20 protein-coding genes and 3 pseudogenes are annotated in these 21,652 nt (G+C 67.4%); 8 read left to right on the top strand and 15 right to left on the bottom strand.

The window, feature by feature from the left end:
• Nucleotides 1-12: 12 nt before the first annotated feature.
• From AB0I41_RS25555 to AB0I41_RS25545, 3 genes and pseudogenes are all read right to left on the bottom strand, one after another.
• Complete coding sequence (locus tag AB0I41_RS25555; protein WP_357112395.1) at nt 13-288, bottom strand: integrase core domain-containing protein; 276 nt, start codon at nt 286-288, stop codon at nt 13-15.
• A gap of 86 nt (nt 289-374) precedes the next feature.
• Nucleotides 375-587, bottom strand: a pseudogene (locus AB0I41_RS25550) (transposase); the annotation flags it as partial.
• A gap of 352 nt (nt 588-939) precedes the next feature.
• A pseudogene (locus tag AB0I41_RS25545) lies at nt 940-1,196 on the bottom strand (hypothetical protein); the annotation flags it as partial.
• A gap of 10 nt (nt 1,197-1,206) precedes the next feature.
• On the opposite strand from AB0I41_RS25545, the gene AB0I41_RS25540 reads away from it, so the two are divergent.
• Nucleotides 1,207-1,686, top strand: a complete 480-nt coding sequence (locus tag AB0I41_RS25540; protein ID WP_357112392.1) for a hypothetical protein — start codon at nt 1,207-1,209, stop codon at nt 1,684-1,686.
• Between the two features lie 246 nt (nt 1,687-1,932).
• On the opposite strand, the pseudogene AB0I41_RS25535 reads toward AB0I41_RS25540, so the two are convergent.
• Both AB0I41_RS25535 and AB0I41_RS25530 read right to left on the bottom strand, forming a co-directional pair.
• A pseudogene (locus tag AB0I41_RS25535) lies at nt 1,933-2,040 on the bottom strand (IS5/IS1182 family transposase); the annotation flags it as partial.
• 57 nt (nt 2,041-2,097) lie between these two features.
• Nucleotides 2,098-2,661 carry a TetR family transcriptional regulator gene (locus tag AB0I41_RS25530; protein ID WP_357112389.1) on the bottom strand — a complete coding sequence of 188 codons (564 nt, stop codon included), beginning with the start codon at nt 2,659-2,661 and terminating at the stop codon, nt 2,098-2,100.
• Between the two features lie 95 nt (nt 2,662-2,756).
• Here AB0I41_RS25530 and AB0I41_RS25525 point away from each other — a divergent pair, with 95 nt between their 5' ends.
• The 4 genes from AB0I41_RS25525 (at nt 2,757) to AB0I41_RS25510 (ending at nt 6,555) form a co-directional block, all read left to right on the top strand.
• Nucleotides 2,757-3,575, top strand: coding sequence for an SDR family oxidoreductase (locus tag AB0I41_RS25525; protein ID WP_357112386.1), 819 nt, complete (start codon nt 2,757-2,759; stop codon nt 3,573-3,575).
• Nucleotides 3,576-3,602: 27 nt separating this feature from the next.
• Nucleotides 3,603-4,250 carry a carboxymuconolactone decarboxylase family protein gene (locus tag AB0I41_RS25520; RefSeq protein WP_357112383.1) on the top strand — a complete coding sequence of 216 codons (648 nt, stop codon included), beginning with the start codon at nt 3,603-3,605 and terminating at the stop codon, nt 4,248-4,250.
• A 1,268-nt stretch (nt 4,251-5,518) separates the two neighbouring features.
• Complete coding sequence (locus AB0I41_RS25515; protein WP_107078210.1) at nt 5,519-5,722, top strand: cold-shock protein; 204 nt, start codon at nt 5,519-5,521, stop codon at nt 5,720-5,722.
• A 2-nt stretch (nt 5,723-5,724) separates the two neighbouring features.
• Nucleotides 5,725-6,555: a 50S ribosomal protein L11 methyltransferase gene (locus AB0I41_RS25510; protein WP_357112379.1), complete on the top strand. Its 831-nt coding sequence runs from the start codon at nt 5,725-5,727 to the stop codon at nt 6,553-6,555.
• A gap of 828 nt (nt 6,556-7,383) precedes the next feature.
• Here the strand turns inward: AB0I41_RS25510 and AB0I41_RS25505 are convergent.
• The 6 genes from AB0I41_RS25505 to AB0I41_RS25480 form a co-directional block, all read right to left on the bottom strand.
• Nucleotides 7,384-7,812, bottom strand: a complete 429-nt coding sequence (locus tag AB0I41_RS25505; protein ID WP_357112375.1) for a hypothetical protein — start codon at nt 7,810-7,812, stop codon at nt 7,384-7,386.
• Between the two features lie 248 nt (nt 7,813-8,060).
• Nucleotides 8,061-8,570, bottom strand: a complete 510-nt coding sequence (locus AB0I41_RS25500) for a hypothetical protein (RefSeq protein ID WP_357112372.1) — start codon at nt 8,568-8,570, stop codon at nt 8,061-8,063.
• Nucleotides 8,571-8,745: 175 nt separating this feature from the next.
• Nucleotides 8,746-9,753: a nitronate monooxygenase gene (locus tag AB0I41_RS25495; protein ID WP_357112369.1), complete on the bottom strand. Its 1,008-nt coding sequence runs from the start codon at nt 9,751-9,753 to the stop codon at nt 8,746-8,748.
• A 718-nt stretch (nt 9,754-10,471) separates the two neighbouring features.
• Entirely contained in the window at nt 10,472-10,753 is a 282-nt protein-coding gene (locus AB0I41_RS25490; RefSeq protein WP_357112367.1) for an integrase core domain-containing protein, read from the bottom strand.
• Between the two features lie 23 nt (nt 10,754-10,776).
• Complete coding sequence (locus AB0I41_RS25485) at nt 10,777-11,172, bottom strand: DDE-type integrase/transposase/recombinase (protein ID WP_357112365.1); 396 nt, start codon at nt 11,170-11,172, stop codon at nt 10,777-10,779.
• A gap of 487 nt (nt 11,173-11,659) precedes the next feature.
• Complete coding sequence (locus AB0I41_RS25480) at nt 11,660-13,681, bottom strand: MMPL family transporter (RefSeq protein WP_357112363.1); 2,022 nt, start codon at nt 13,679-13,681, stop codon at nt 11,660-11,662.
• Here AB0I41_RS25480 and AB0I41_RS25475 point away from each other — a divergent pair.
• The gene (locus AB0I41_RS25475) at nt 13,680-13,916 is read left to right on the top strand and encodes a hypothetical protein (RefSeq protein ID WP_357112360.1); all 237 of its coding nucleotides are present in this window, start codon (nt 13,680-13,682) and stop codon (nt 13,914-13,916) included. The two genes, AB0I41_RS25480 and AB0I41_RS25475, sit on opposite strands and share 2 nt — an antisense overlap.
• Before the next feature lie 285 nt (nt 13,917-14,201).
• Here AB0I41_RS25475 and AB0I41_RS25470 read toward each other — a convergent pair whose 3' ends face one another.
• Nucleotides 14,202-15,098 (bottom strand): RNA polymerase sigma-70 factor, encoded by an 897-nt coding sequence (locus AB0I41_RS25470; RefSeq protein ID WP_357112357.1) that lies wholly within the window; start codon nt 15,096-15,098, stop codon nt 14,202-14,204.
• The gene (locus tag AB0I41_RS25465; RefSeq protein ID WP_357112354.1) at nt 15,095-16,318 is read right to left on the bottom strand and encodes an FAD-dependent oxidoreductase; all 1,224 of its coding nucleotides are present in this window, start codon (nt 16,316-16,318) and stop codon (nt 15,095-15,097) included. Before AB0I41_RS25465 ends, AB0I41_RS25470 begins: the two co-directional genes overlap by 4 nt.
• A gap of 209 nt (nt 16,319-16,527) precedes the next feature.
• Between AB0I41_RS25465 and AB0I41_RS25460 the strand changes: the two genes are divergently transcribed.
• On the top strand, nt 16,528-17,349 hold the full coding sequence (locus AB0I41_RS25460; RefSeq protein ID WP_357112350.1) for an IS5 family transposase: 822 nt from the start codon (nt 16,528-16,530) through the stop codon (nt 17,347-17,349).
• A gap of 1,026 nt (nt 17,350-18,375) precedes the next feature.
• Complete coding sequence (locus AB0I41_RS25455; protein ID WP_357112348.1) at nt 18,376-18,888, top strand: polyketide cyclase; 513 nt, start codon at nt 18,376-18,378, stop codon at nt 18,886-18,888.
• Nucleotides 18,889-19,148: 260 nt separating this feature from the next.
• Here the strand turns inward: AB0I41_RS25455 and AB0I41_RS25450 are convergent, their stop codons facing one another.
• Together AB0I41_RS25450 and AB0I41_RS25445 are read right to left on the bottom strand one after the other, a co-directional pair.
• Nucleotides 19,149-19,757 carry a hypothetical protein gene (locus AB0I41_RS25450; protein WP_357112345.1) on the bottom strand — a complete coding sequence of 203 codons (609 nt, stop codon included), beginning with the start codon at nt 19,755-19,757 and terminating at the stop codon, nt 19,149-19,151.
• An 854-nt stretch (nt 19,758-20,611) separates the two neighbouring features.
• Nucleotides 20,612-21,421, bottom strand: coding sequence for an SAM-dependent methyltransferase (locus tag AB0I41_RS25445; RefSeq protein ID WP_357112343.1), 810 nt, complete (start codon nt 21,419-21,421; stop codon nt 20,612-20,614).
• Nucleotides 21,422-21,652 lie beyond the last annotated feature (231 nt).

Below are 21,652 nucleotides of genomic sequence, written 5' to 3'. Positions count from 1 at the left end.
ACGGACAGAATGTCAATCCCCGGAATCGTGGAGTACTTCGTTAAGCGGCTTCGGCTCCCCGAGCCTCGGCCGAAAAAGTTCGTAGTCGATGGGTGGCATGCCATCACAGGCGCTGTGGCGGCGTCTGACGTTGTAGAAGTCCACGATCCAGGTAGAGATCTTGGTTCGGGCTTCGGCCCGGGTCCGGAAGCGTTGCCGGTGGATGTACTCCACCTTGATCGTGGAGTTGAACGCCTCCGCGGCGGCGTTGTCCAGCGCGGAACCGACCCGGCCCATCGACTGCAGCACCCCCAGAGCGCGGCAGGCCCTGGCGTAGTCGCCGGAGGTGCGCTGCCCGGGTCGCTGGGGAACCCGACTTGGCTCAAGATCGTCGGTGATAATGACCGTTGGCCTCGCTGACCTGCGGTCGCGAACTGCACGTGCTCGCCGATTCCGGCCTCGGCGCGTCGCGCCGGGTCGTCACACCAGCGTTGCGGCAGGTAGAGCACGCGGTCGATCAGGGCGCGTCCGTTGCTGCTGGCGTAGGCGAGGAACACGCCGAGCTGACAGTTCTCGATTCGTCCGGCGGTGCCGGAGTACTGCCGTTGGTGCGCCGCGAGGCGCTCTGTTGTATCCCCAGCTCAGCTGAGAGGAACTTGGAGGCAGGTTCTTGGGTCTGATGGCTTACCCGGAGCTGAAAGGCGATGGGGACAAGAGCATGCCAGGAAACCGGCGGTCATGGTCAGGCGTCTGACGAGATGCGTCGTGGGACCCGCGCGATATGGCGAAGGCTGGATTGCTCGAAACCCAATCTCCAGACGATGAAAAGTAGCATCCGCCGGAAATGACGCCTGGAACCGGCGCCGCGTTCTGCCCCGGCCTTACAGCGTGGTCGGGGCAACCTCCGGGGCACAGGGCGATGCCCGGCGAGGGCATTCGGCATGACCGGGCCGTGGGTGGTCACCGCACATTACCAAGGAACCGAGTGGTGATCGTTCGGGCCTGCCGGCTGGTCGCCCATTCCACCTGCCAGCACGGGTACGGCGTCAGCCGCGACCACCATGCGCGGCAGCCGACGCACATGCCATCGAGTCCTCGGACGTGTACGCGAGGATGGCCTGCTCCTGGTCGTCGTTCACTCGGCTTCTCCGTGCGGCCAGTGGCCACGGTTGATCGGGATCCGGTGCCGGGCATGGCAGGGCAACTCGCCACCGCATCGTCGCCGAAATGGCCAGCGGCTACCAGCACTACTTCGGCGTCGCACTCGCGACCGGCATGTACGCCATCCTCGCGGCAGGGATCGTCATCGGCGGCTGCGGCTGGGCCATCACGTGGATGGTGGGCCAGGCCGAGCGCCGCGTGCGCGGGGAGGCGGCCGACGAGCGGCGCAAGATCCTGGACCGGCTGACGGAGCTGACCAGCGCGATGGAGCAACTGTCCAGCCGGGGCGGTGCACGGCCGGGGCCCGCGTCGCCGTGCCGGGCGGGCGGCCACACGTACGCCTCGCAGGCCAGCCAGCCAGCGCCCGCCGGAATCCGGCAGACCAGTGTGGACGCCGCCACCGGCCCGTCCGGGGTGAGGCTGCAGCGGGCCCGCGAGGACGGCATCGAGCAGGGCTTCGAGATCGGCTACCGCGCCCAGCTGGCCGAGCGTGGAGTCACCCCGCTGCCGAGGCCGCGACGGCCGCGACTCACAGGCGACTCATGATCTCCGGCGGGGGGGGTAGCAGAGAGGCCGGCTGGAGATCACTCCAACCGGCCTCTCACCTGCTGTTTCTTACGGTGGGCGATACTGGGATCGAACCAGTGACCTCTTCGGTATGAACTCTCGGCGGGCCGGTTGGCTGGAGCGTCTTTCGAGGTTACATGGGCTGCTCACGCTCGTCCCGGTGCGGTGCGGCTGGCACGGTTGCTGTACTTCGCTGCTGTACTGCTGGTGTGAGCCGGTCGGCTTTTCTCCACCGCGTTCGGCGACCAGGCGGACCAGCTTGCCGAACTGGGTGGGCGTGAGCCCGGTGAACGGGAAGATCCACTCCGGGTGCCTCGCGTTGATCACCTGCACCCACGCATCCTCGGTGATCGGCCTCGGCGGACAGACGCCGGGGTTACGAGACGTCCCTTAATGAGGGTCGGGGCGTTCGCCAGTGAGGTAGTTCTGGATGGTTGGAGACATCCAGGCGATGACCTCGTCGTCGGACATGGCCACCGCCGGTGGGAATCTCAGAATGTAGCGGCACAGCGCCATCCCGAGCATCTGGGAGGCCACCAGCGCCGCCCTGGTCGGCGCCTGGCCAGGGTCGCCGACCAGATGGATGATGAGCGGTGCGAGCTGGGCAGCGAAGACGACACGGGTCCTCTCGGCTGCGGCTTCGTTGGTCACTCCCGTGCGCAAAAGAATCTGCAGGGCGTCGTCGGCTTGCCAGCGAGTCAGGAAATGCCTGACCAGGGCGGTGCCCACCTGGTCTCGCGGAATCGCGTTCAGATCGGGCAGGTCCAGGTCGAACTCGGCCGCGGCGGCGAAGAGCCTGTCCTTGTTGCCGAAGTAGCGCATCACCATCGAGGGATCGATGTTGGCGTCGGTGGCGATAGCTCTGATGGTGGCCTTCTCGTACCCGTCGGTGGCGAAGCGCTCGCGGGCGGCGGCCAGGATGGCCGCCTTGGTGACTTCTGCCGATCTCCTCATGCCTACAAGTGTAGGCCAACACCTGTTGACTTCGGGATCGCGGTCAGCGACAGTTATGCCAACGACTGTTGGCAAAGCTATCGAAGGGGCCAAAGATGTCCAAGACTGTGCTGGTCACCGGCGCCTCCACCGGAATCGGCCGGGCCACCGCCTTGCTGTTGGCGCGCAAGGGGTTCACCGTCTACGCCGGAGTGCGCAAGGACGCCGACGGGGAAGCGCTCGGCCCCACCGTCACCCCGATCACGCTCGATGTCACCAACCCTGACCAGATCGCCGGCGCCGTCGAGCGCATCAGCCACCTAAACGCGCTGGTGAACAACGCCGGCATCGGCGTCACCGGACCGATGGAGTTCGCTCCACTGGACGCGCTGCGTTGGCAGTACGAGGTCAACGTGTTCGGCCAGGTAGCGGTCACCCAGGCCATGCTGCCCCTGCTGCGCGCCTCGCGCGGCCGCGTGGTCACCGTCGGCTCGGTGGGCAGCTGGATCACCCTGCCCTTCGGCGGCCCGCTGTGCTCCTCCAAGCACGCCATCCGCTCGCTCAACGACGCGCTGCGCATGGAGGTCAAGCCGTGGGGGATCGAGGCGATCCTCATCGAGCCCGGCTCCATCCACACCGACGCCGTCGACAAGCTCGAAGGCGAGGTCGAGCCGCGCCTGGCCTCGCTTGGCGAGCAGGGCAGGCGACTGTACGGCGATGCCTATCGGACCATGGTCGCCGCCGGCCTCAAGCAGGAGCGCGCCGGCTCCAGCCCCGACGTGGTCGCTCGCGCCGTCCTGCACGCCCTGACCGCACGCCGCCCCCGCGTCCGCTACCCAGTGGGCAAGGGCTCCCGGCTGATGAGCACCCTCGGCCGCTGGCTGCCCCAGCGCGCACTCGACACCCTGCGCATGCGCGCACTCGGCCTGTCCTGAACAACAGCGCTCCCTGAGGAGACCACAATGACGCAGCAGCAACTCGCCGGAGCCGACGGCCTCGCCCAGCTCGACCCCGTCTTCGCGCAGATGGCCCTGAGCGCGGGCCACAACCTGTGGGGCCAGCCGAACCTGACCATGCGTGAGAAGGCCTTCATCTGCCTGACCGCCGACCTGTGCCACCCGCACCTGGGAACCCCGCTGGCCATGCACGTTCAAATGGCGTTGACCAGCGGGGTCGACCCCGAATCGATCAGGGAGCTCTACCGGCATCTGGCACCGTACGTGGGCTACCCCATCCTGGTAACCGCCTTTCAGCGCCTGACCGAGCTGGGCCTGCCCGAGGCGAGGGATCACCAGCCGCTGAAGGTCGGCGCGTTGGACGGCACGCTGGCCGGAATCGTACAGAGCCTGAAAGCCGCCGCCCCTGGACTTGCCGACTTCAGCGAGCAGCAACTCGCCCAGCGATGGGCCCGCCCCTATCTCAGCGTCCGCGAACGAGCGCTCGCATGCCTGGTCGTTGATGTCTTCTACCAGACACTCGGGGAGTCCTTCCAGCTCCACGCCCAGCTCGCCAGGGCCGCCGGAGTCAGCGAGGAGACCCTTCACGATCTCCTCTGCGGCGTAGCCGAATTCGGGCTCGCCCGCGCCTGGTCGGCCGCCCGACTCCTATGAGGGAGTTTTGTGAGATCTTGCCCTCGCGTGTTCTTTTCTGAAGGTGAGCATGATCGTGCTGCGGCAGATGGGTCGGGGACCTGGACAGGTTCCGGCGTGTGTTGAGGTTCCCCTTCACAGCTCAAGTCTGCCCCGACCATGTCAACGGTCAACGCAACGCAGCCGGATGGCCGACGCGACGATGAATGCGGGCAAGGCCGAGCGGGCGGTCCACCGCCACCGCCCCATCCGGCGGTCGGGTCGTGGAGACGTGCTGATCCACCTGCACAGGGCCTCGGTACCTGTGACGCGTCGAACCGAGCACGCGTGGTAGCCCTTGCCGGCTGCGCTCCGTGGCGTCGTGATGGCCTAGCGAGCAGCGATGGGCACGGCCGCCGGCTGCCGGTCGGCGTCGCCCTCGGCATCGAACGGGGTGCGCAGCCGAGTCATCGCAGCCGAACTCACGTCGACGGCAGGTGTGTGGTCGAAAGGCGCATCTGCTCCCGGTGCTTCACGGAATGGACTTGAGTCATGCGTGGTTACATCAGTCAACAGCTGCTCCAAAGTTTGCGCGTCAACGCGCGACTCACCCGCTCACACATGCAAGTCGGGTGCGGAAGATGAGCGGGGTGGATCCGGCCGCCCGCCGGGGCAGCGTCGGATCGTTTCGCTCGGCCCGCCAAACCCTAACCCAAAACGACCATCGTGTACGGCTTGGGCCGGGTGCCAGTAGAATGATCAAGCACTCCGCCGGTTCCGACCACGGCCTGCATCTGACGTCGACCACCACGCGCCGCGACCGATCGGTCAGCGCCGGGCAGGGCGACCCATTCCCACGTTGGAGACTTTATGGCGGCACGCCGCCCCGCCTCGTGACGCCTCCCATGGCGCCGACGGCGCCGCATAGCGGACGACGCCACAGCGCCACGGGGCGCCCGGCCCGCCGCGTAGCGACGGCCGCGTGACCGCCAGCGCGGCGCCGAACAGGCTCGAAAAGAGGTCGCCGAACGAGTGCCGTGGAAACCATGTCCGTTGCCGCAGGGCGCGGCGGCGTTCTCTTCCGGCACGCGGGTTGGTAGCCGGCGTGGTCAGTGCTGACAGCCAAGACACCGCGGGCGGCGCGCCCGTGCTAGCGTGCGGGTTGCAAGCTTTGGTTTGTCGCATACTTTGCCAGCGCCTGGTGGGTATCTAACCCGCCGGGCGCTTTTTGTTCTGCCGGTTCTTCCGGACGAGCAGCGGCGACAACCGGGGCCGTAAGTGGCTCCATCAGCTACATCAGAGGAGAAGACATGGCATTCGGTACAGTCAAGTGGTTCAACGCGGACAAGGGTTTCGGCTTCATCACGCAGGATGACGGCGGCGCTGACGTCTTCGCCCACTTCTCCGCCATCTCATCGAGCGGGTTCCGCAGCCTGGACGAGAATCAGCGGGTCGAGTTCGACGTCGAGCAGGGCCAGAAGGGGCTTCAGGCCGCTAACATCCGTCTGGTCTGACGTTGACTCCGCGGAGCCGTGGCGGCGAGGCCTCGCCCGTCGCCACGGCGGCGGCTGAGACCACGGACCGGCGAATAATGGTCCGTTCCGACGCCACGGTGCCCGGCCTCGAACCGCTGGTGTTGTACGCGCTGTCCGCCCCCGAGCGCGCGACCGGGACAGCCAGCATCGATCGGCTCCGGCTGGCCCCGGTGCCGCTGGTGCCAGAGGTGCGACTGGTCATGGCCGAGGACGCGATCGTCCTCTGGGCCCGACTCGAAGCCGAGGCGGGGCACGTCCTCCCGCCGCCGTTCTGGGCGTCGGCCTGGACCGGCGGACAGGCTCTCGCGCGTTACATCCTCGATCACCCGGACACGGTGGCCGGTCTCCATGTCCTCGACGTCGCCTCCGGATCCGGACTGGTCGCCATCGCCGCGGCGCTGGCGGGCGCCGCCGGTGTCACCGCCAACGACATCGACCCCTACTCGATCGCGGCAATCAGTGCCAACGCCCACGCCAACGGCGTCGACCTGACCCTGTCGTCGAGTGACCTGCTTGACGGCGACGGTGACGGCGTGGATGTGGTGTTGACCGGTGATGCGCTCTACCACCCGTCTGTGGCGGCCCGGATGCTGCCGTTCCTCGCCCGTGTCGCGGCGAAGGGCGGTCGGGTCCTCGTCGGCGATCCGGACCGGGGCCACGTGCCCCATGACTGGCTGGAGCGGGTGGCGACCTACAAGGTGCCGGTGAGCAGCGCTCCGGAAGACGCGCAGCTTCACCTGACGAGCGTGCTCAAGCCACGACGCGACCAGGTGGACGACCGGCGGGGCCGGGCCACGCAGCTGCGGGCGTGATGCGCCGGACAACTCCCGGTGTGCAGAAGGTGCACGGGCAGGCCCGTGGGTATGTTGTGGCTGGACGCCCCGAAGACCGATCGTGACGATCGGGTTTCGCGCCGCCGGCCCTCTACAGCCGACGAAATAGACGCACCGCACTGACCGTTCAGCATGTCTCCAGCCGGTGCCGGATCCTGACGGGGCCTGGCTGCTCGACATTCTGTGCGACGGCACCGCCGAGGAGTACGTGGAGTACGCCTGGGAGGTCTACGCCATCGAGCTGGACAAGACTCTGGTCGGGCTGGTCCTCACCCTGACCTGCGGATACTCCCCTACCAGGCGGCATAGACTACCGTTGACTGCTGTTCGCTGCCGTTGAGTGCAGTTTGTGAACCGGGACGCTGCGTCGCCCCTGAGCTGCTGAAACGGAAGACCGCAGGTAGGGATCGGTGCCGTTCAGTGCAGTTGAGCGCCGTTGGGTGCGGGCCGTTCAGTGCACCCCGCTGCTCCCATCCTGCTCCCCCATCATCGGTGGGGCGCCCTTCGAGGGCGGAACAGACGGCGCGAAGATGATACCCGCAGCCGGCGACCGGGCAAACCTCGCCTCAAGCACGTGGCTCCTCCTCCTCGTGGTGGCGCTACAGATGCAAGTCCGCGCGGCCGAGGAGCCATACCTGATCGTCACCCACGGCGACGCCTAACGTCGCTGTCGATGGTCAACGCGGACGTCGTCAGGTAGCTGAGGTCGGGAGACCCAGGGCAACGGCTTCCCCCCAACGAGGCGATCCTCGACGCGATGCGGCTCGCCGCCTCACCGAAGGCGTGATCACCGACGCGGAACGGGGGTCAGTGCCGGGAGGCGAAGACGACGATGGCCAGCACCCAACCGACGAACAACCCGTAGATCCCCCCGCCGGCGGCCCAGTCGATCGCACCGCGGAGGCTGGCGTCGGCCTGGATGAACGCGGCCAGCAGGCCGGCGAACGCCGCAGCGAACACATAGGCGCCCCAGCTCGAGAAAAACAGCCTCGCGCTGCGGGATGGCGACGGGTCGGCCATCAGGGAGACGAAGACGCCGGTGAGCACCACAACCAGGATTGCCTTGACATCGTTGGCGAGGATGGTCCGGATCGAATCATCCGAGCTGAACGACCAGGCCGGCCACGCCAACTGCTTCAGAAAGAAGCCCCACGCGTCGTTCGATGTATGGTCCCTCGCCCAGTCGCTGTAGGCCGCGTTGCCGAAGGCGATAACCAGGACCAGGGCGGTGAGCACGGCAGCCCCCGTTACCGTACGGACCCGCGCGGCTGTAGCGGTAGCCATACGAATAGTGTGCGGCCAGACCCTCGTCCAGCGATAGGCACCAGCGAATGGCGCACAAATTCTCGACTCGTCGATCATCGGGAGGCTCGGCGTCGAGACCGTGACCGGCGGCGCCGAGGATGGGCCTGACCGGGGCCACCGCATTCCGTACCGCCCCTGCAGCGAGGCCGCCCTGACCGCATGGCCAGCGAGGGCTGCGCTCAGCCGTCCGTCATGCTCTCAGCACGACGAATCTCGGACTTGTCGAGCAGTCGGGCCAGGTAGCTATAGGCCGCGAGCCGCTTCATGCCTTCCTGTTCAGTGAGCTCATGCCGGGTGTGCGTGGTGACGTTTCGTACGGTGAGGTTGAGTCCCGTGCGAGAACACGCAGCTTCTGGTGGGCCTACACCGGCAGGGGCCAGCTCCACACGAGGGGAGCCTGTGGCCGGAGGCCTGGTGCTCACAGGATGAGTACGGCAGCTCATCCGCCTAATGCGGCGAGCCGGCATGCTCGTGATCATGGTTTCTCTTCGCCCGATCAGGCTGACGGCATCTGACGCCACCCGAGAGGGGGCCAGCCGGGAGGCGCCGTCGGCCGCGTGCAGCAGCACCTGCGCCCGCTGGACCAGGCGGTGCTCCGCGGTCCGCGACTTCGCCAGAGAATCCAGCAGTTCACGCTGGCCAGGATCAAGCACCAACGGTGCCGCGGCACGACTCACGACCAGCATCACACCAACCGGCTATCTATTTTCGAGACAGAACACCAGCAGGTAGCGGAAAGTGCGGCAACATGCCCGACGATCTTGCCGGCTCATGGCTTGCTGTCGGCGTCCCGCCCTCGCCTCCCAGCCATCACGTCGGCCTTCGTCCACTCCGTGGAGTGGGGTGTGGCCTGCCCGTCAACGTTCACGGTATGAGGCTGTCGATGATTTGGGCGGTAGGAGCGGGCCGAGCTGAGACGTGTTTGGTGCCGGCCCACAGGTTCAGGGCCTCGGCATCACCTGTGGCCGCCGCGGCGGCGCGTATGGGAGCGGTCAGGTGGTGGACCGCCGGGTACCCCAGTGGCGCGATGTCGCCGTACTGCTCGGTGAACCGGTTGCGCAGCGCCCGTGCGGGCTGGCCGGTGAAGGCCCGGGTGACCACCGTGTCGCGGTACCGCCCGGACGTCATGGCGGCCCGCTGCGCCGGCCGGGTGCCCGCCTCGTCAGCCAGCAGGAACGCCGTGCCGGCCTGGACCGCGGTGGCCCCGGCGGCGAGCGCCGCCGCCACCGCCGCTGGCGAGCTGATCCCGCCGGCGGCCACGAGCGGCAGGTCTACCGCGGACCGGACGGCCCACACCAACGACCCCACCTCGGTGTCGCCGCGGTGCTCGGCCGGGCGCGTCGTCGAGGCATGCCCGCCTGCGGCACCGGACTGGACGACCAGCGCGTCCGGCCCGGCGGTGACTGCAGCGAGCGCCTCGGCCACACTCGTCACTGTGATGAGCACCGTCACGCCCGCCGCACGCAGGGCGACCACCACCGCCCGATCGGGCACCCCGAAAGTGAAGCTGACGAACGGCGGCGCGAGGGCCACGGCCAGCTCGACCTTGGCTGCGAAGCTGTCGTCGTCGTAGGTTCGCACGGCCGGCAGTTCGACGCCGTACCGCTCGGCCTCGCCAGCCAACGCCCGCCGGTACCGCTCGATCGGCCCTGGGTCGGCGATCGGCGGAAACGGCACGAAGATGTTCAGCCCGTACGGCACCGAGGCCGCGGCCACTGTCCGCACTGCGGCCTCCACCGCCTCCGGCGACTGGTAGCCCGCCGGAAGGAAACCTACGGCACCAGCACGCGAGGCGGCCGTGACCAACGCCGGGGTGGACGGTCCGCCAGCCATCGGCGCCACAACCAGCCGTCTATCGAGTTCAGCCAACACGTCGCCATCCTGTCAGCCCCGGCGGGTCTCGCCAGCGACGTCGCCCAGATGAAAGCATCGGTTGTCTACCGCCTCACGCAGCTGCAATTTCGCCATCCCGACGTCCTATGGATCTCAAGCCCGCAGGGCCGTCTCGCTGGCGGACCTTGACTACACCAGCCCTGCTGCCCCGCCATCATCGCCACGGCAACGGGAGCCATGTGCCGACGAATGCTCCACCAACGGGTCAGCCGCTTCGGCGGTTACCCCACTGGCGCGGGCTCTGGACCGAGCCCCGGCCGCCGAGGCGTTGACCCTTTCCATGCGGTTGAGGCGAGGCAACCTTGCCCTTCGCGCGTCGGGCGGCCCGATTTGCGTAAGCGGCAGGGTCGTCGGTCTCGGTCTCGGTCGTGGTTGGCGTGTCCGCGTCCTCGGCGTGGGCGCCTTGAACGGGCTCGGGCTCCGGCATCGGTATCTCCCTGGATTCGTCGGGCGCCCTGCGGAGCATCGCCAGCCGGCAAACGCGGACTGCTCGACGCCGGTGTGGGCGCCTTGACGGTATCGCAACGCCGAGCCGGTCCGATCGACGGTCCGTAGTAGGCCCCGCGCGGGTGGCAACCGCCATCAGATCTGTGGTGTCAACGCCGCCTCAATCCAGGATCTGGCCCACTTCTCGTGATCGGAGTGACCCTGTCAGTCCAGCAGGACTCGCTTGCGGTGCAGGTCGAGATCCGCCCGGCTATACGTCTGTCGTTTGGTGGTGAGGTTCCACCCTGGGACCGGACACCGGGGTTTCATGCCGCGAGGGCGTGGTTTTGACGGTAGCAGGCGCGGTTTCGTGGGGTGTGCGATGGTTGAGTGTCGAGTGTGGGCGGTTGTGGTTGTGGTAGGTGAGGTAGGCGAAGACATCTCGTCGGGCGTCGGCTCGGGTGGCCCAGACGCGGGTGCCGATCTCGGCTTTGAGGGTGGCGAAGAACGATTCTGCGACTGCGTTGTCGTAGCAGGAGCCAACCCGTCCCATTGGCGACCGCATGTTGAGGCTGGTCAGGGTGGTGCGGAACTCGGTGGAGGTGTATTGCCCTGGGATCCGCGGTCGGAGTGGAAGATCGCTTGCGGGGCGACCAGGCCGCGTCGGTGGGCGAGGGTGACGGCGTCGGCGACGAGTTCGGCGCGCATGTGCGCGGCCATGGCGTGTCCGACGACTTCGCGGGTGTGCAGGTCGATGGTGGTGGCCAGGTAGAGCCAGCCTTCGGCGGTGGGCAGATAGGTGATGTCCCCGACGAGGCGTTGTCCGGGGGCGTCGGCGGTGAAGTTCCGCCTGATCAGGTCCGGTGCCGGTGCGGCGGTGGCGTCCTGCCGGGTCAGTGAGCGCGCCGCGCGCTTCGGCTGGCAGCGGTGCCGCCGCCTGCCGGGCGCGAGTGCGCGACAGGTGTCGTGCACTCGCGCGACGCTGATGTGGTGTGACGGCTGTCGTGGTCTCACCTGGACGACCTGAGGCGGCCCCACCTTGGTTGAACCTGACAGCACTGTGAAGGCCGGAGTTGGCCCACGAAACCGGCTTGAGCGCCTTAATCGGAGTCATGGTGGGGTTGCTGCGCACCACCCCGCCGTGGCATCTGCTCGGTATCCGCTTCCGCTTGATATGCAGGTATTTGTTGATCCACAGCCGGTTGATGCTGGCGGCTCGGGCAGAGAGGTTCCTGTATGTCTTGGGGGATCTGCGTCTGCGGCGGTCCCTGAATGCGGCTGGTGATCTGGTCGTGCGGTTCGGGCTAGCGCTGCTGGACGCGTATCTGGAGTTCCCAGCGGTCCGGTCGCGGCCGGACACGGTCGTGGCCGCGCACCGTACGGCCGGCCTTCCCGAGCGGCGTCGCCTCCAGAACCGGGGCCTTCCGGCCGCCGCCAGAAGGCCCGTGGCGGAAGGTTGTCACCTGCCCGCGCCCGCGGGAGCGGGTTCGGGGTCGGGCTCGCCCGCCGGCTGTGGGTCGTGGTGCTTGAACAGCTTGCTGGGCCACCACATCCATCGACCCACGTCCAAGGTTAGCGCGGTGACCAGCACCGAGCGGACGATCATGGTGTCCAGCAGCACGCCGAACGCGACCGCGAACCCTAGCTGCGCCGCGAACACCAACGGCAGCGATCCCAGCGCCGCGAAGGTACCGGCCAGTACCAGACCCGCCGAAGTGATCACACCGCCGGTGGCGGACAGTCCGGTCCGCGCGCCGCGCCGGGTGCCGTGCAGCAGTGCCTCTTCCCGCACCCGGGTGACCAGGAAGATGTTGTAGTCGATGCCCAGGGCGACCAGGAACACGAACACCAGGAGCGGGAAGTTCGCGTCCGCCCCGGCGAAGTCGAACACATGGTTGAACATCAGAGCGCTCACGCCGAGGGCCGCTCCGAACGACAGCACCACCGTCGCCATGAGCAGCAGCGGTGCGACGATCGCCCGCAGTAGCAGCGCGAGGATGAGGAAAACCACGATCAGTACGACGGGGATGATCACCTTGGAGTCGCGGGCGGCAGACTGTTGTGTATCGAGTGCGATCGCCGTGCTGCCGCCGAGCCGGGCACCCGCACCCTCGATCTTGTGGACCGCAGTTCTGGCCTGCTCGACGGTGCGCATCGCGGCCTTGCTGCCGGGAGCGTCCTTGAGCGTCCCGAGAACGAAGACCTCACCATCCTTGATCATCGGCGCCGCGACGTCGGCGATCCCTGGGACGCCTGACAGCACGCTCTTGACCTGCTCCGCCGAGGCAGCCTTGGCCACGACGTAAATGGGGTCTCCCGACCCGGCCGGGAAGTGCCTGGACTGGATCTCCTCGCCGACGACCGCCTGCGGCTCGTTGGTGAACTGGCCCTTGCTCGGGATCCCATCGGCCTTGAGCCCCGTCACCCCGATCGCCATGACGCCGAGGACGAGCGCGGTGCCGACCCACACGATCCGCGGCCGGCTGGAGAGGGCGGTGCCGACCCGCGTCCAGATGCTGTCCTTGGCTGTCCCGGCCGAGCCGTACGACGGCTTCACCGGCCAGAAGATCCAGCGGCCGCAGATGACCAGCAGGGCCGGCATCAGGGTGACCATGGCTAGCAGCCCGACGAGGATACCGACGGCACAGGCCGGGCCGAGCCCTTTTGTGGAGTTGAGGGTGGCCAGCAGCAGCACCAGCAGGCTGATAGCGACGGTCGCGGCGCTGGCGATGATCGCGGGACTGGAGCGGTACAGGGCCTCCGCCATCGCCTCGTGCCGGTCCTCGTGCCGCCGCAACTCCTCCCGGTACCGCGAGATGAGCAGTAGCGCGTAGTCGGTGGCGGCGCCGAACACCAGTACGGTCAAAATGAGGCTGGTCTGCGTGTTGACGGTGAGCCCGGCGCTTTTCGCCAGCAGGTAGATCACCGCTTCCGCCGTGACCAGGGCGCCGCCCGCGGTCAGCAGCGGCAGCAGTGGCAGCAACGGGCTGCGGTAGGTGAACAGCAGGATGACGACCACCACCAACGCGGTGATCGCCCCCAGGGCGCCTCCTCCGCTGAAGGCCGTTATCGAGTCGGATGCGTAACCGGCCGGTCCGGTGACGTGGAACCCGAGACCGTTGGCGTTCTGTTCGCCGATCTTGGTCATCGCGTCGACGACCTTGTGGGCCCCGTCCCAGCCCTCGTTACCGTCGTGAACCTGGACCACGGTCTGGATGGCCTTGCCGTCCTGGGCCTTCAATGGGCCCTGTGGCTGCCCCACGACGTTTTCGATGCCCTTGAAGGCTTCGGCGTCGGCTTGGGCCTTGGCCATGTCGGCAGGGGTGACGCCCTCGGGCCGGTCGTAGATCACGATCGCGGGCAGGGTCTCGGCGGGCTGGAACTTCTTGGCCTGGTCGATGACCTTGGTCGCCTCCGCGTTGCTGGGCAGCCAGGCCGAATTGTCGTTCTTCTCAACGTCGCCCAGGTTGCCGGCCAGCATGAAGGCCGGCACCATCAGGGCGACCCAGATGGCCACGATGGCCCATTTCGCAATCCTGCCACTGGGCAAGGTCATTACTTTTCGCAACATGGGGTTTCCTCAGTGTTCAGTCGACGTGGGAAAGCTTGTCGGGATTGATGACGGCGTAGATGCCGCACACCTGGCTGCCGTCCGAAGTGAGGTCGAGGACGACGACGGCGAAGGGGGAGTCACCGGCGAACAGCAGCGCCGATGAGTCGCCGTTGACCCTGCGGTAGACGACATTGAGAGCCTTGCCGAAGCGGGGGCGACACCGGCGAGCAGGCGGGCAACCTTGTCCCGGCCACGGATCGGCCGAAGGCCCCCCGCTGCTTGAGCCTTGCCTCCACCGGTCACCCCACAGGGAAACCTCCGGCGCCAGGACCTGCAGGCGCGTAGATATCAGGGCAACTCTCAGCCAGACCGCCGCCGAACTCCGCGTCGCTCAGCCTTCGCAGGACATACGCGATGGTGACCCAATTCGCTGTGGCTTGTCGGCTCCTTACCGGCTGATCTGACGCGGGACCGTCATCGCGACGAGTTTGTCTGGGTTGCGGATGGCGTAGAAGTTGGTGATCTTCCCGTCGATGATCTCGATCAGGAGGACGCCTTCGGGGCGGTCGCCGATGTGGGCGACCATCGCGGGCGCGTTGTTGCAGTTGGCCATCTGGATCCGCATGCCCGGCATCTGCCGTCCTGTGCGGAAGAGGTCCATGAGGACGGCGGCCACCTTCCGCGCGCCCACCACCGGCCGGCGCGCCGCGGTGGCCTTGCCGCCACTGTCGGCGGTCCAGGTGACGTTCGGCGCGAGCAGGGAGAGCAGCCCTGCCATGTCACCGGTGGCCGCCGCGGTCATGAACTGCTCGGTGATCTGCGCGGTCTTCGTGGCGTCGACGGGCTGGAATCGCCTGCGTCGCGCCTGCACGTGCTCGCGGGCGCGGTGCGCCACCTGATGCGCCGTCGCCACGGATTTGCCCACCGCTGCGGCGATTTCGTCGTAGCCGAAGCCGAACACCTCGCGCAGCACGAACACCGCACGCTCATCGGGGGTGAGTGTTTCGAGCAGTACCAGCATCGCCATCGACACCGACTCGGCGAGCACCATATCGGCAGACGGGTCGTTCTCGTCGAGCAACAGCGGTTCGGGCAGCCATGGGCCGACGTAGTCCTCGCGACGGCGCGCGCTCGCCCGCAATGCGTTGAGCGTCTGACGGGTCACCAGCCGCGCCAGGTACGACCTGGTGTCCCGCACCGTCGCGAGGTCCACCTCGGCCCACCGCAGATAGCTGTCCTGCAGCACGTCGTCGGATTCGGTGGCCGAGCCGAGTATTTCGTAGACGATCGTGAACAGCAGCGGCCGCAACAGGGTGAACCGCTCGGCATGCTCGTCGGTGGTCACGGGGACGTGACCACCCGCGCAGCGGAGGCCGGCTGCTCCAGCCGCCGACCGCCCTTGACCCAGCCCGTGGAACCCGGCTTGCGGGCCTCGCGACGGATCCTCGACACCGCGACCTTGCAGGTCAGCTCCTTGATCGCGGCGCCCAGCCGGCCGCCGATGTAGATGTTCATCACGGTGTCGTCCTTGCGGGCGAGCTGTCGCATGGCGGCGTGCCGGCCGAGGCTGACGCACGACCCCGTGAGGGCCTGGTTGATCACCGCCGGTTCGGTCCCCGCGATGTGGCTCAGCACGGTGTTGGCGGCCTGGGCCCCCAGCGGCCCGGCGGCCTGGCAACTCATCCGCAGCGGCTGGCCCGACGGTGCCGCGGCGTCGCCGGCGGCGACCACCCGGTCGTCGTCGACACTGGTCAACGTCTCGTCGGTGAGCACCCGGCCGAGCGTGTCGGTGCGCAGCCCGCTCGCGGCCGCCAGCTCCGGCACGCCGAAACCGGTCGCCCAGATGGTCAGTGCGCTCGAACGCACCATACCGTCGGCAAAGACGATCGCATCCGGCCGAACCTCGGTTACCACGTCAGCTTCGCGCACGGTGACACCGTGCCGGGACAGCCACTTGGCGGCGTATCGGCGACCCGGCGAACTCCATGACGACACCAGGTTTCCGCCACACACCAGGGTGACCGTACGTCCTTGCTCGGCCAGCTCGGCGGCCGTCTCGATGCCGGTCAGTCCGCCGCCGACCACGGTGACCGGAGCATCGACGGGCAACCCCTCCAGCCTGGCGCGCAGCCGCCGCGCAGCCTCGAACTCGGCGATGGGGAAAGCGAATTCGGCCACGCCAGGCACCGATGACGGTATCGCTGCGGTGCTGCCGACCGCGTAGATGACATAGTCGTAGTTCAGCGTGCGGCCCGACGCCAACTGCACTGCGCTGGCGGCGGTGTCGATGCGCGTGGCGCTGTCGACAACCAACTGGATGCCCTCGCCGAGCAGTTTGCCGTAGTCGACCGTGGCGTCGCCGGTGCCGGCCACGAACTGGTGCAGCCGCACTCGTTCGACGAAGTCCGGCCGGGGATTGACCAGAGTGATGTCGACGCCGGCACGCATCCGCAGATGGTTGGCCGCGAGCGTTCCGGCATAACCACCGCCGATGACGACGACCTTGTGGCGTGTGTTGTGCTCAGTCATGTCCCCAAGACACCACGGAACACCGAGACATGACACGACGTGACGCGCATCACTCCATCTAGTGAGCGTCCGGGAACTCGGCAGGGTGCATGGTCACAAGGCGGTGAAGCACGGCGTGTGGTGGATCGATATGGAGCGAGCTCCTGGTAGTTCGGCGGTTGTCTAGGCCAGCCGTTCACCAGGAGCTCGTTGTGTCATTGTCGCCTGCGTGTGTCTGTGTGTCATGCCCGGCCCACCCGGCAGGCGTGTCAGCGCCGCCGACCTGCGGGTTCTACCCGTCGTCCTCGTTGACCGATGCCCAGTGGGCGATCATTGAGCCGTTGCTGCCCGCGCCGGGCAACACCGGTGGGCGGGGCGGGCGGCCGGAGAAGCATTCCCGTCGCCTGGTCCTGGACGCGATCTTCTACCTGGTGCGGGGCGGGATCGCATGGCGGCAACTGCCGGTCGGGTTCCCGCCACCGACCACCGTCTACGACCGGTTCCGCGTCTGGGCCAAGGCCGGCGTGTGGCAGGCCATCCATGACGCGCTACGCGACCTGGTCCGCGTGTATGAGGGCCGCGACCCGCAACCGACCGCTGCGATCATCGACTCCCAGTCGGTGCGCGGCGCGGACACCGTGCCCCGAGCCGGCCGAGGATACGACGCCGGCAAGAAGATCAACGGAACGAAACGGCACCTCGCCGTGGACACCGGCGACCTGCTGCCGGCCGTGATCGTCACGATGGCCGGACTGCAAGACCGCGACGCCACCCACCGACTACCGGCCGGACTCCGCGAACGCTTCACCACCATCGCCCTGGTCTGGGCCGACGCCGGATACACCGGACGACTCCTCGTCTGGGCCCGCAACGTCCTGCACCTGACTGTCCAGATCGTCAAACGCACCAAGCCGGGCTTCGTCGTCCCGCCCCACAGGTGGGTGGTAGAGAGAACGCTCGCCTGGATCAGCAAGCATCGCCGCTGCGTACGCGACTACCAGACCAAACCCGACCACCACGAAGCCATGATCCACATCGCCATGATCATAACAATGTCACGCCGACTCGCCCGCACCGGCAACTGGTAACCGAAGTTCCCGGAAGCTCACTTAGGCCGAGGCGGGTGAACCTGGCTGCGGAGACGCTGACACTCGTTCGGAGGTAGAGAGCGCACGGCATAGAGCCATGTCGGAGATCAGTAGGCGGTCGCCGCCGGCCGTGGTAACCCCTCGAACTCGGCTGGCTGCGTCCGTCGGTGAGGCACTTGACCACCTCGGAGCCGCCGAAGGGGTCACCGAGCAGGAAGCCCTGATCAGCAGGTTGCCGGTGGAATTTGAGTCTCAGATCTCGGGATCCATACCGATGCCACCACGGCGCCATCCAAAGCCGTACGTCGATGCGGCGTGGCCCTCGTGAATGGCGTCAGCGGGCCCCAGGACGACAGCCGGCACCATCCAGGCGGGGAGCAGCCCACCCTGACCACTTCGGTCTTCTCTGGGAGGCCACGCCGGCCTGCTCGCCCACATCACCGCAGGTCACCGCGCTGTTCCGCGTCCGACTGCGGTGAGCACTTCGGGCGGGATGACCACTTCGCCTGCACCCAATCTGCACCCACATGCAAGGCCAGGCCATCCAGCAGCTCCTTACCGCCCTGACCTGCGGACACTCCCCCACCAGGTGACATAGAGCGCCATCGACTGCTGCTCTATATAGCTCAGCACTCGGTGTGAAGCAGGACGCTGCACCGACTCTGACCTGCGGAAACACAGAACCGCAGGTCGGCACGGGTGCCGTTGAGCGCTATTCGGCGCCGTTGAGTGCAGTTGACTGCCGTTCAACGCACCCGGTTGCTCCCACCCCGCTCCCCCGATCCCCGGCCCCGCTACGGATAAATCCGGAGCAGCCCATGTCCGCGTACGGGCCTGAGTACATAGGTAGGTACGCCGCGACGTACAAAGATCCACATGCCGACGGGACCAGGGGCGGTCGACCTGAAGGCTGCCATCATCACTGGGGCGGTCGCTTCATCCGGCCACGCTCGGTCACTGCACCACGGACGGATGCGCGCGGATCGCGGCAGATCCGGATCCCGGGCGTTGGTGGAAAATGGATGCATGATCGGTGACCGGTGGGGCGTGACCGACAGCGAGATATTGCGCTGCTATCCGTGCGACGATTTTGTCGTCTCACCCACGCTACAGGCGTGGCGGGGTGTACGCGTCGAGGCGTCTGCCGACGTGGTGTGGCCGTGGGTTGCACAAGTGAGGCTTGCGCCATACTCCTATGACTGGATCGACAACCTTGGCCGCCGCTCACCTCGCGAGCTGGTAGGCCTTCCCGAGCCACAAGTCGGAGAAGGATTCACTACTGCTGGCGGACGGGAGCTGGGCAAAATCGTCTCGGTCGACCCGGGGAAACAGCTGACGGGCACCATCATGGGCGCCTTCATGTCCTACGTCCTCGTGCCCCAGAGCCACGACACGCGCTTGCTGCTCAAGGTCGTCATGCAGACAACCCGCTGGGCCGCCCTCGGGCTGTCCGTCGGCGACCTGATCATGGCTCGACGTCAGCTACTGAACCTGAAGCAACTCGCCGAGCGCCACCACCAGGGCACGGCCAAGGATTGAGGATCAGCCGGGCACTTATCGGCAGGAGTGCGTGCTGGCCGAGCAGGGACGGGCGCACGGAGTGTGGCGGTGGACCGGCGCCGGGCGCGTACGATCGGCGGCAGATCAGGATGGGCCGTGCGGCTTGCGGCTAGCTGATCTGTCAGCGGCCAGCAGCACCCGCCGATGTACGGACGACGTCAGCCCGCTGTCACGAATCATGGGCATTGTGATTCGGATAGATGATCGAGCACGCTGTGAGCTTTCTTCGGATGGGCCTGTCATCCGGCCAGGGCGACCTCGGCCTCTCGGGACCCGGCGGTGGCGGACTGGGCAGCTCGGCGGCGCCGGTGGTAGTGAACGGTCAAGATACCGAGCAGCGGTCCCCAGGCGACCAGCGGCAGGTAGGCGATCCAGATCGCGACGCTCTGCCAGCCCTCTGTGATCGGCGTGTTCGGGCTGCCGTTGAGCATCCGGCCAGAGGCCATCATGGCCAGCGCGTACGGGAAGATCAGCAGGGCGGTCGCGCCGAGGCTGGCGGGGATGACGGCGGCGAGGGTCGGTACCCGGCGGCCGCGCAGGCCCGGGATCCACCTCGGCCACACCTCGCCCCACTCGCACACCAGCCCGAGGGCGAGGAATGCCAGCACCTCGCTGACCAGGGTGAGCGTGATGATGTACCAGACCCCTTCGAACAGGATCGGACCGTGGCCGGGCGGCGGGGCGTCCATGCGCTTCACGAGCGGAGCCTCGAAGACGAAGGCCGTGATCCGCCAGATGGTGGAGGGCAGCGTGGTCAGGGCGGCGGCGTATGCGGCCAGCATGGCCCAGCGGGGCACGCCCACCGCCGTCCGGCCGTGCAGCTTCCTCAGGATGGTGCGAGCGGTCATAGGGAAATCTCCTTGTCCACGCTGATCGTTGCGGATGGCCATGTGCATCCCGCAATCCGGTAGGCAATGCCTAGCGTTGCTGTTTCAAGATCGCAGCCACGCCGAGTCCCACGCATCCCCTCGAGAGGGGACCGGATCACTCGCGGGGGGAAGAGGGACCTGGACCACACGCACGGCGGACGAGGCCGAACCACCGTGGACACGAGGCACCGGCACGGCCCGCGAGACGCCAACCGGCTCCTCTGCACGCCTCTTCGGAGGATGCGCTCGCTCATCGGCTAGATGAGGACGTCGGCCGACCATCTAGCGCCTGAACCTGATCTCTTCGGGCGCGCCGAAGAGATCATCGAGCAGGAGGCCCTGGCAAGAGGGTTGCCGGTGGGATTCGAGTCTCAGTTCTCGGGATCCATCCCGATAACAGCACGGCTGAGCCCAGAGCCATACGTCGATGCGACAAGATCCTCTTGACTGGCGTCAGCGGGCCGCAAAACGACAGCCGGCACCAGCCAGGCGGGGAGCAGCGAACCCTGACCACTTCGGTCTTCCCGAAGAGGTCAACCAGGCAGAGCAACGATGCTTGACGGGCTGTGAGCGGCGAAAATAGCAGGACGTCGGTTTCGCTAGGAGTCGTGTCTAGTGCTCCCGCCTGCTCCCAGTGCGCTCCCGACCGCCGCAGCAGCCGAGTGGATGGCTCGGGCACGGAACGGGCATACGTCCTATAACGCCAGGGGCAAGGTGCAGCGACCGTCCGACCGCGTTCTCGCCGAGACGGCCCGCCAGCCGGAGCCTGCGACGTGCGCCGAATGACGAGGCGCTTCGGAGTACTGGCAGGCTCGGGCCGGCTCGCCCGCACGTCAGGGTTTGCGGGCGACCCCGCAGTAGCCATCCACGACGGCTGTTGGCCTGTTGTCCGGGCGCCAGTGGCCGAGCGGCACGACACCCGGCTCGACGAGTTCGAGGCCGTCGAAGAACGCCGTGAAGTCGGCGACCTCGCGCAGGTGATATGGCACGGCGCCGCTCTTGTTGTACTGCCGGTGCGACTCGATCACCCGCTCGCTGGTAGCCGTGCCGTCGGACATCGCCAGGAAGCTGCCGGACGGCAGGGTCGACACCAGAGCGCCGACGATGGCACGGGCATCGGCCGGGTCCTCGACATGACCCATGACACCAAGCATCATCAACGCGATGGGCTCAGTGAAGTCCAGTGTTCCGCGGGCGTCCTGGACGATCTTTTCCGGGTCACGCAGGTCGGCGTCGACGTACTGCGTGGCGCCCTCCTGGCTGCTAGTCAGCAGCACCCGGGCATGCGCGAGAACCATCGGGTCGTTGTCGATGTAGACGATGCGCGCCTGCGGCGTGATCTCCTGGGCGACCTGGTGGGTGTTGTCGGCCGTGGGCAGGCCGGTACCGACGTCGAGGAACTGGCGAATGCCCGCCTCGGCGGCGAGATAAGTCACCGCCCGGCGCAGGAACGCCCGCGAATACTGTGCCGCCTCGACGATTTCCGGGAAGACCGCCCGGACCTGGTCGCCGACTGCCCGGTCCTGGGCGAAGTTGTCCTTACCGCCGAGCCAGTAATTCCACACCCGTGCCGAGTGCGGCACCGTCGTGTCCAGCTTGGAGGTCACATCCTCCACGGGCTGGTCAGCTCGACCCTGCGACATGTCCGTCTCCCCTGCAAGCCATGCGGCGTCAAGGACATAGCCTAGCGGCACGGCGGCACGCACGCGGTATCGCAGACCGGCGGAGCCGTTGCCCCGGCCGCCTGATGGTGATCGCGAGCCGGTTCACGTCCGTCTCAGAGGGCGGTTCGGAAGGTTAGGTCCTTTTCGGGGCAAGGGCGAATATTCCGGGTTCGGTCTCGGTCAGGATCTGGCGGTTGACCAGGCGTTTCA

Origin of the sequence: Micromonospora sp. NPDC050200 (assembly GCF_040656135.1) — a bacterium.
In the GTDB taxonomy this organism is placed as follows: Bacteria; Actinomycetota; Actinomycetes; order Mycobacteriales; family Micromonosporaceae; genus Micromonospora.
The sequence above is the reverse complement of the archived record's forward strand: the minus strand, read 5'-3'. Positions and strand labels throughout refer to the sequence as shown.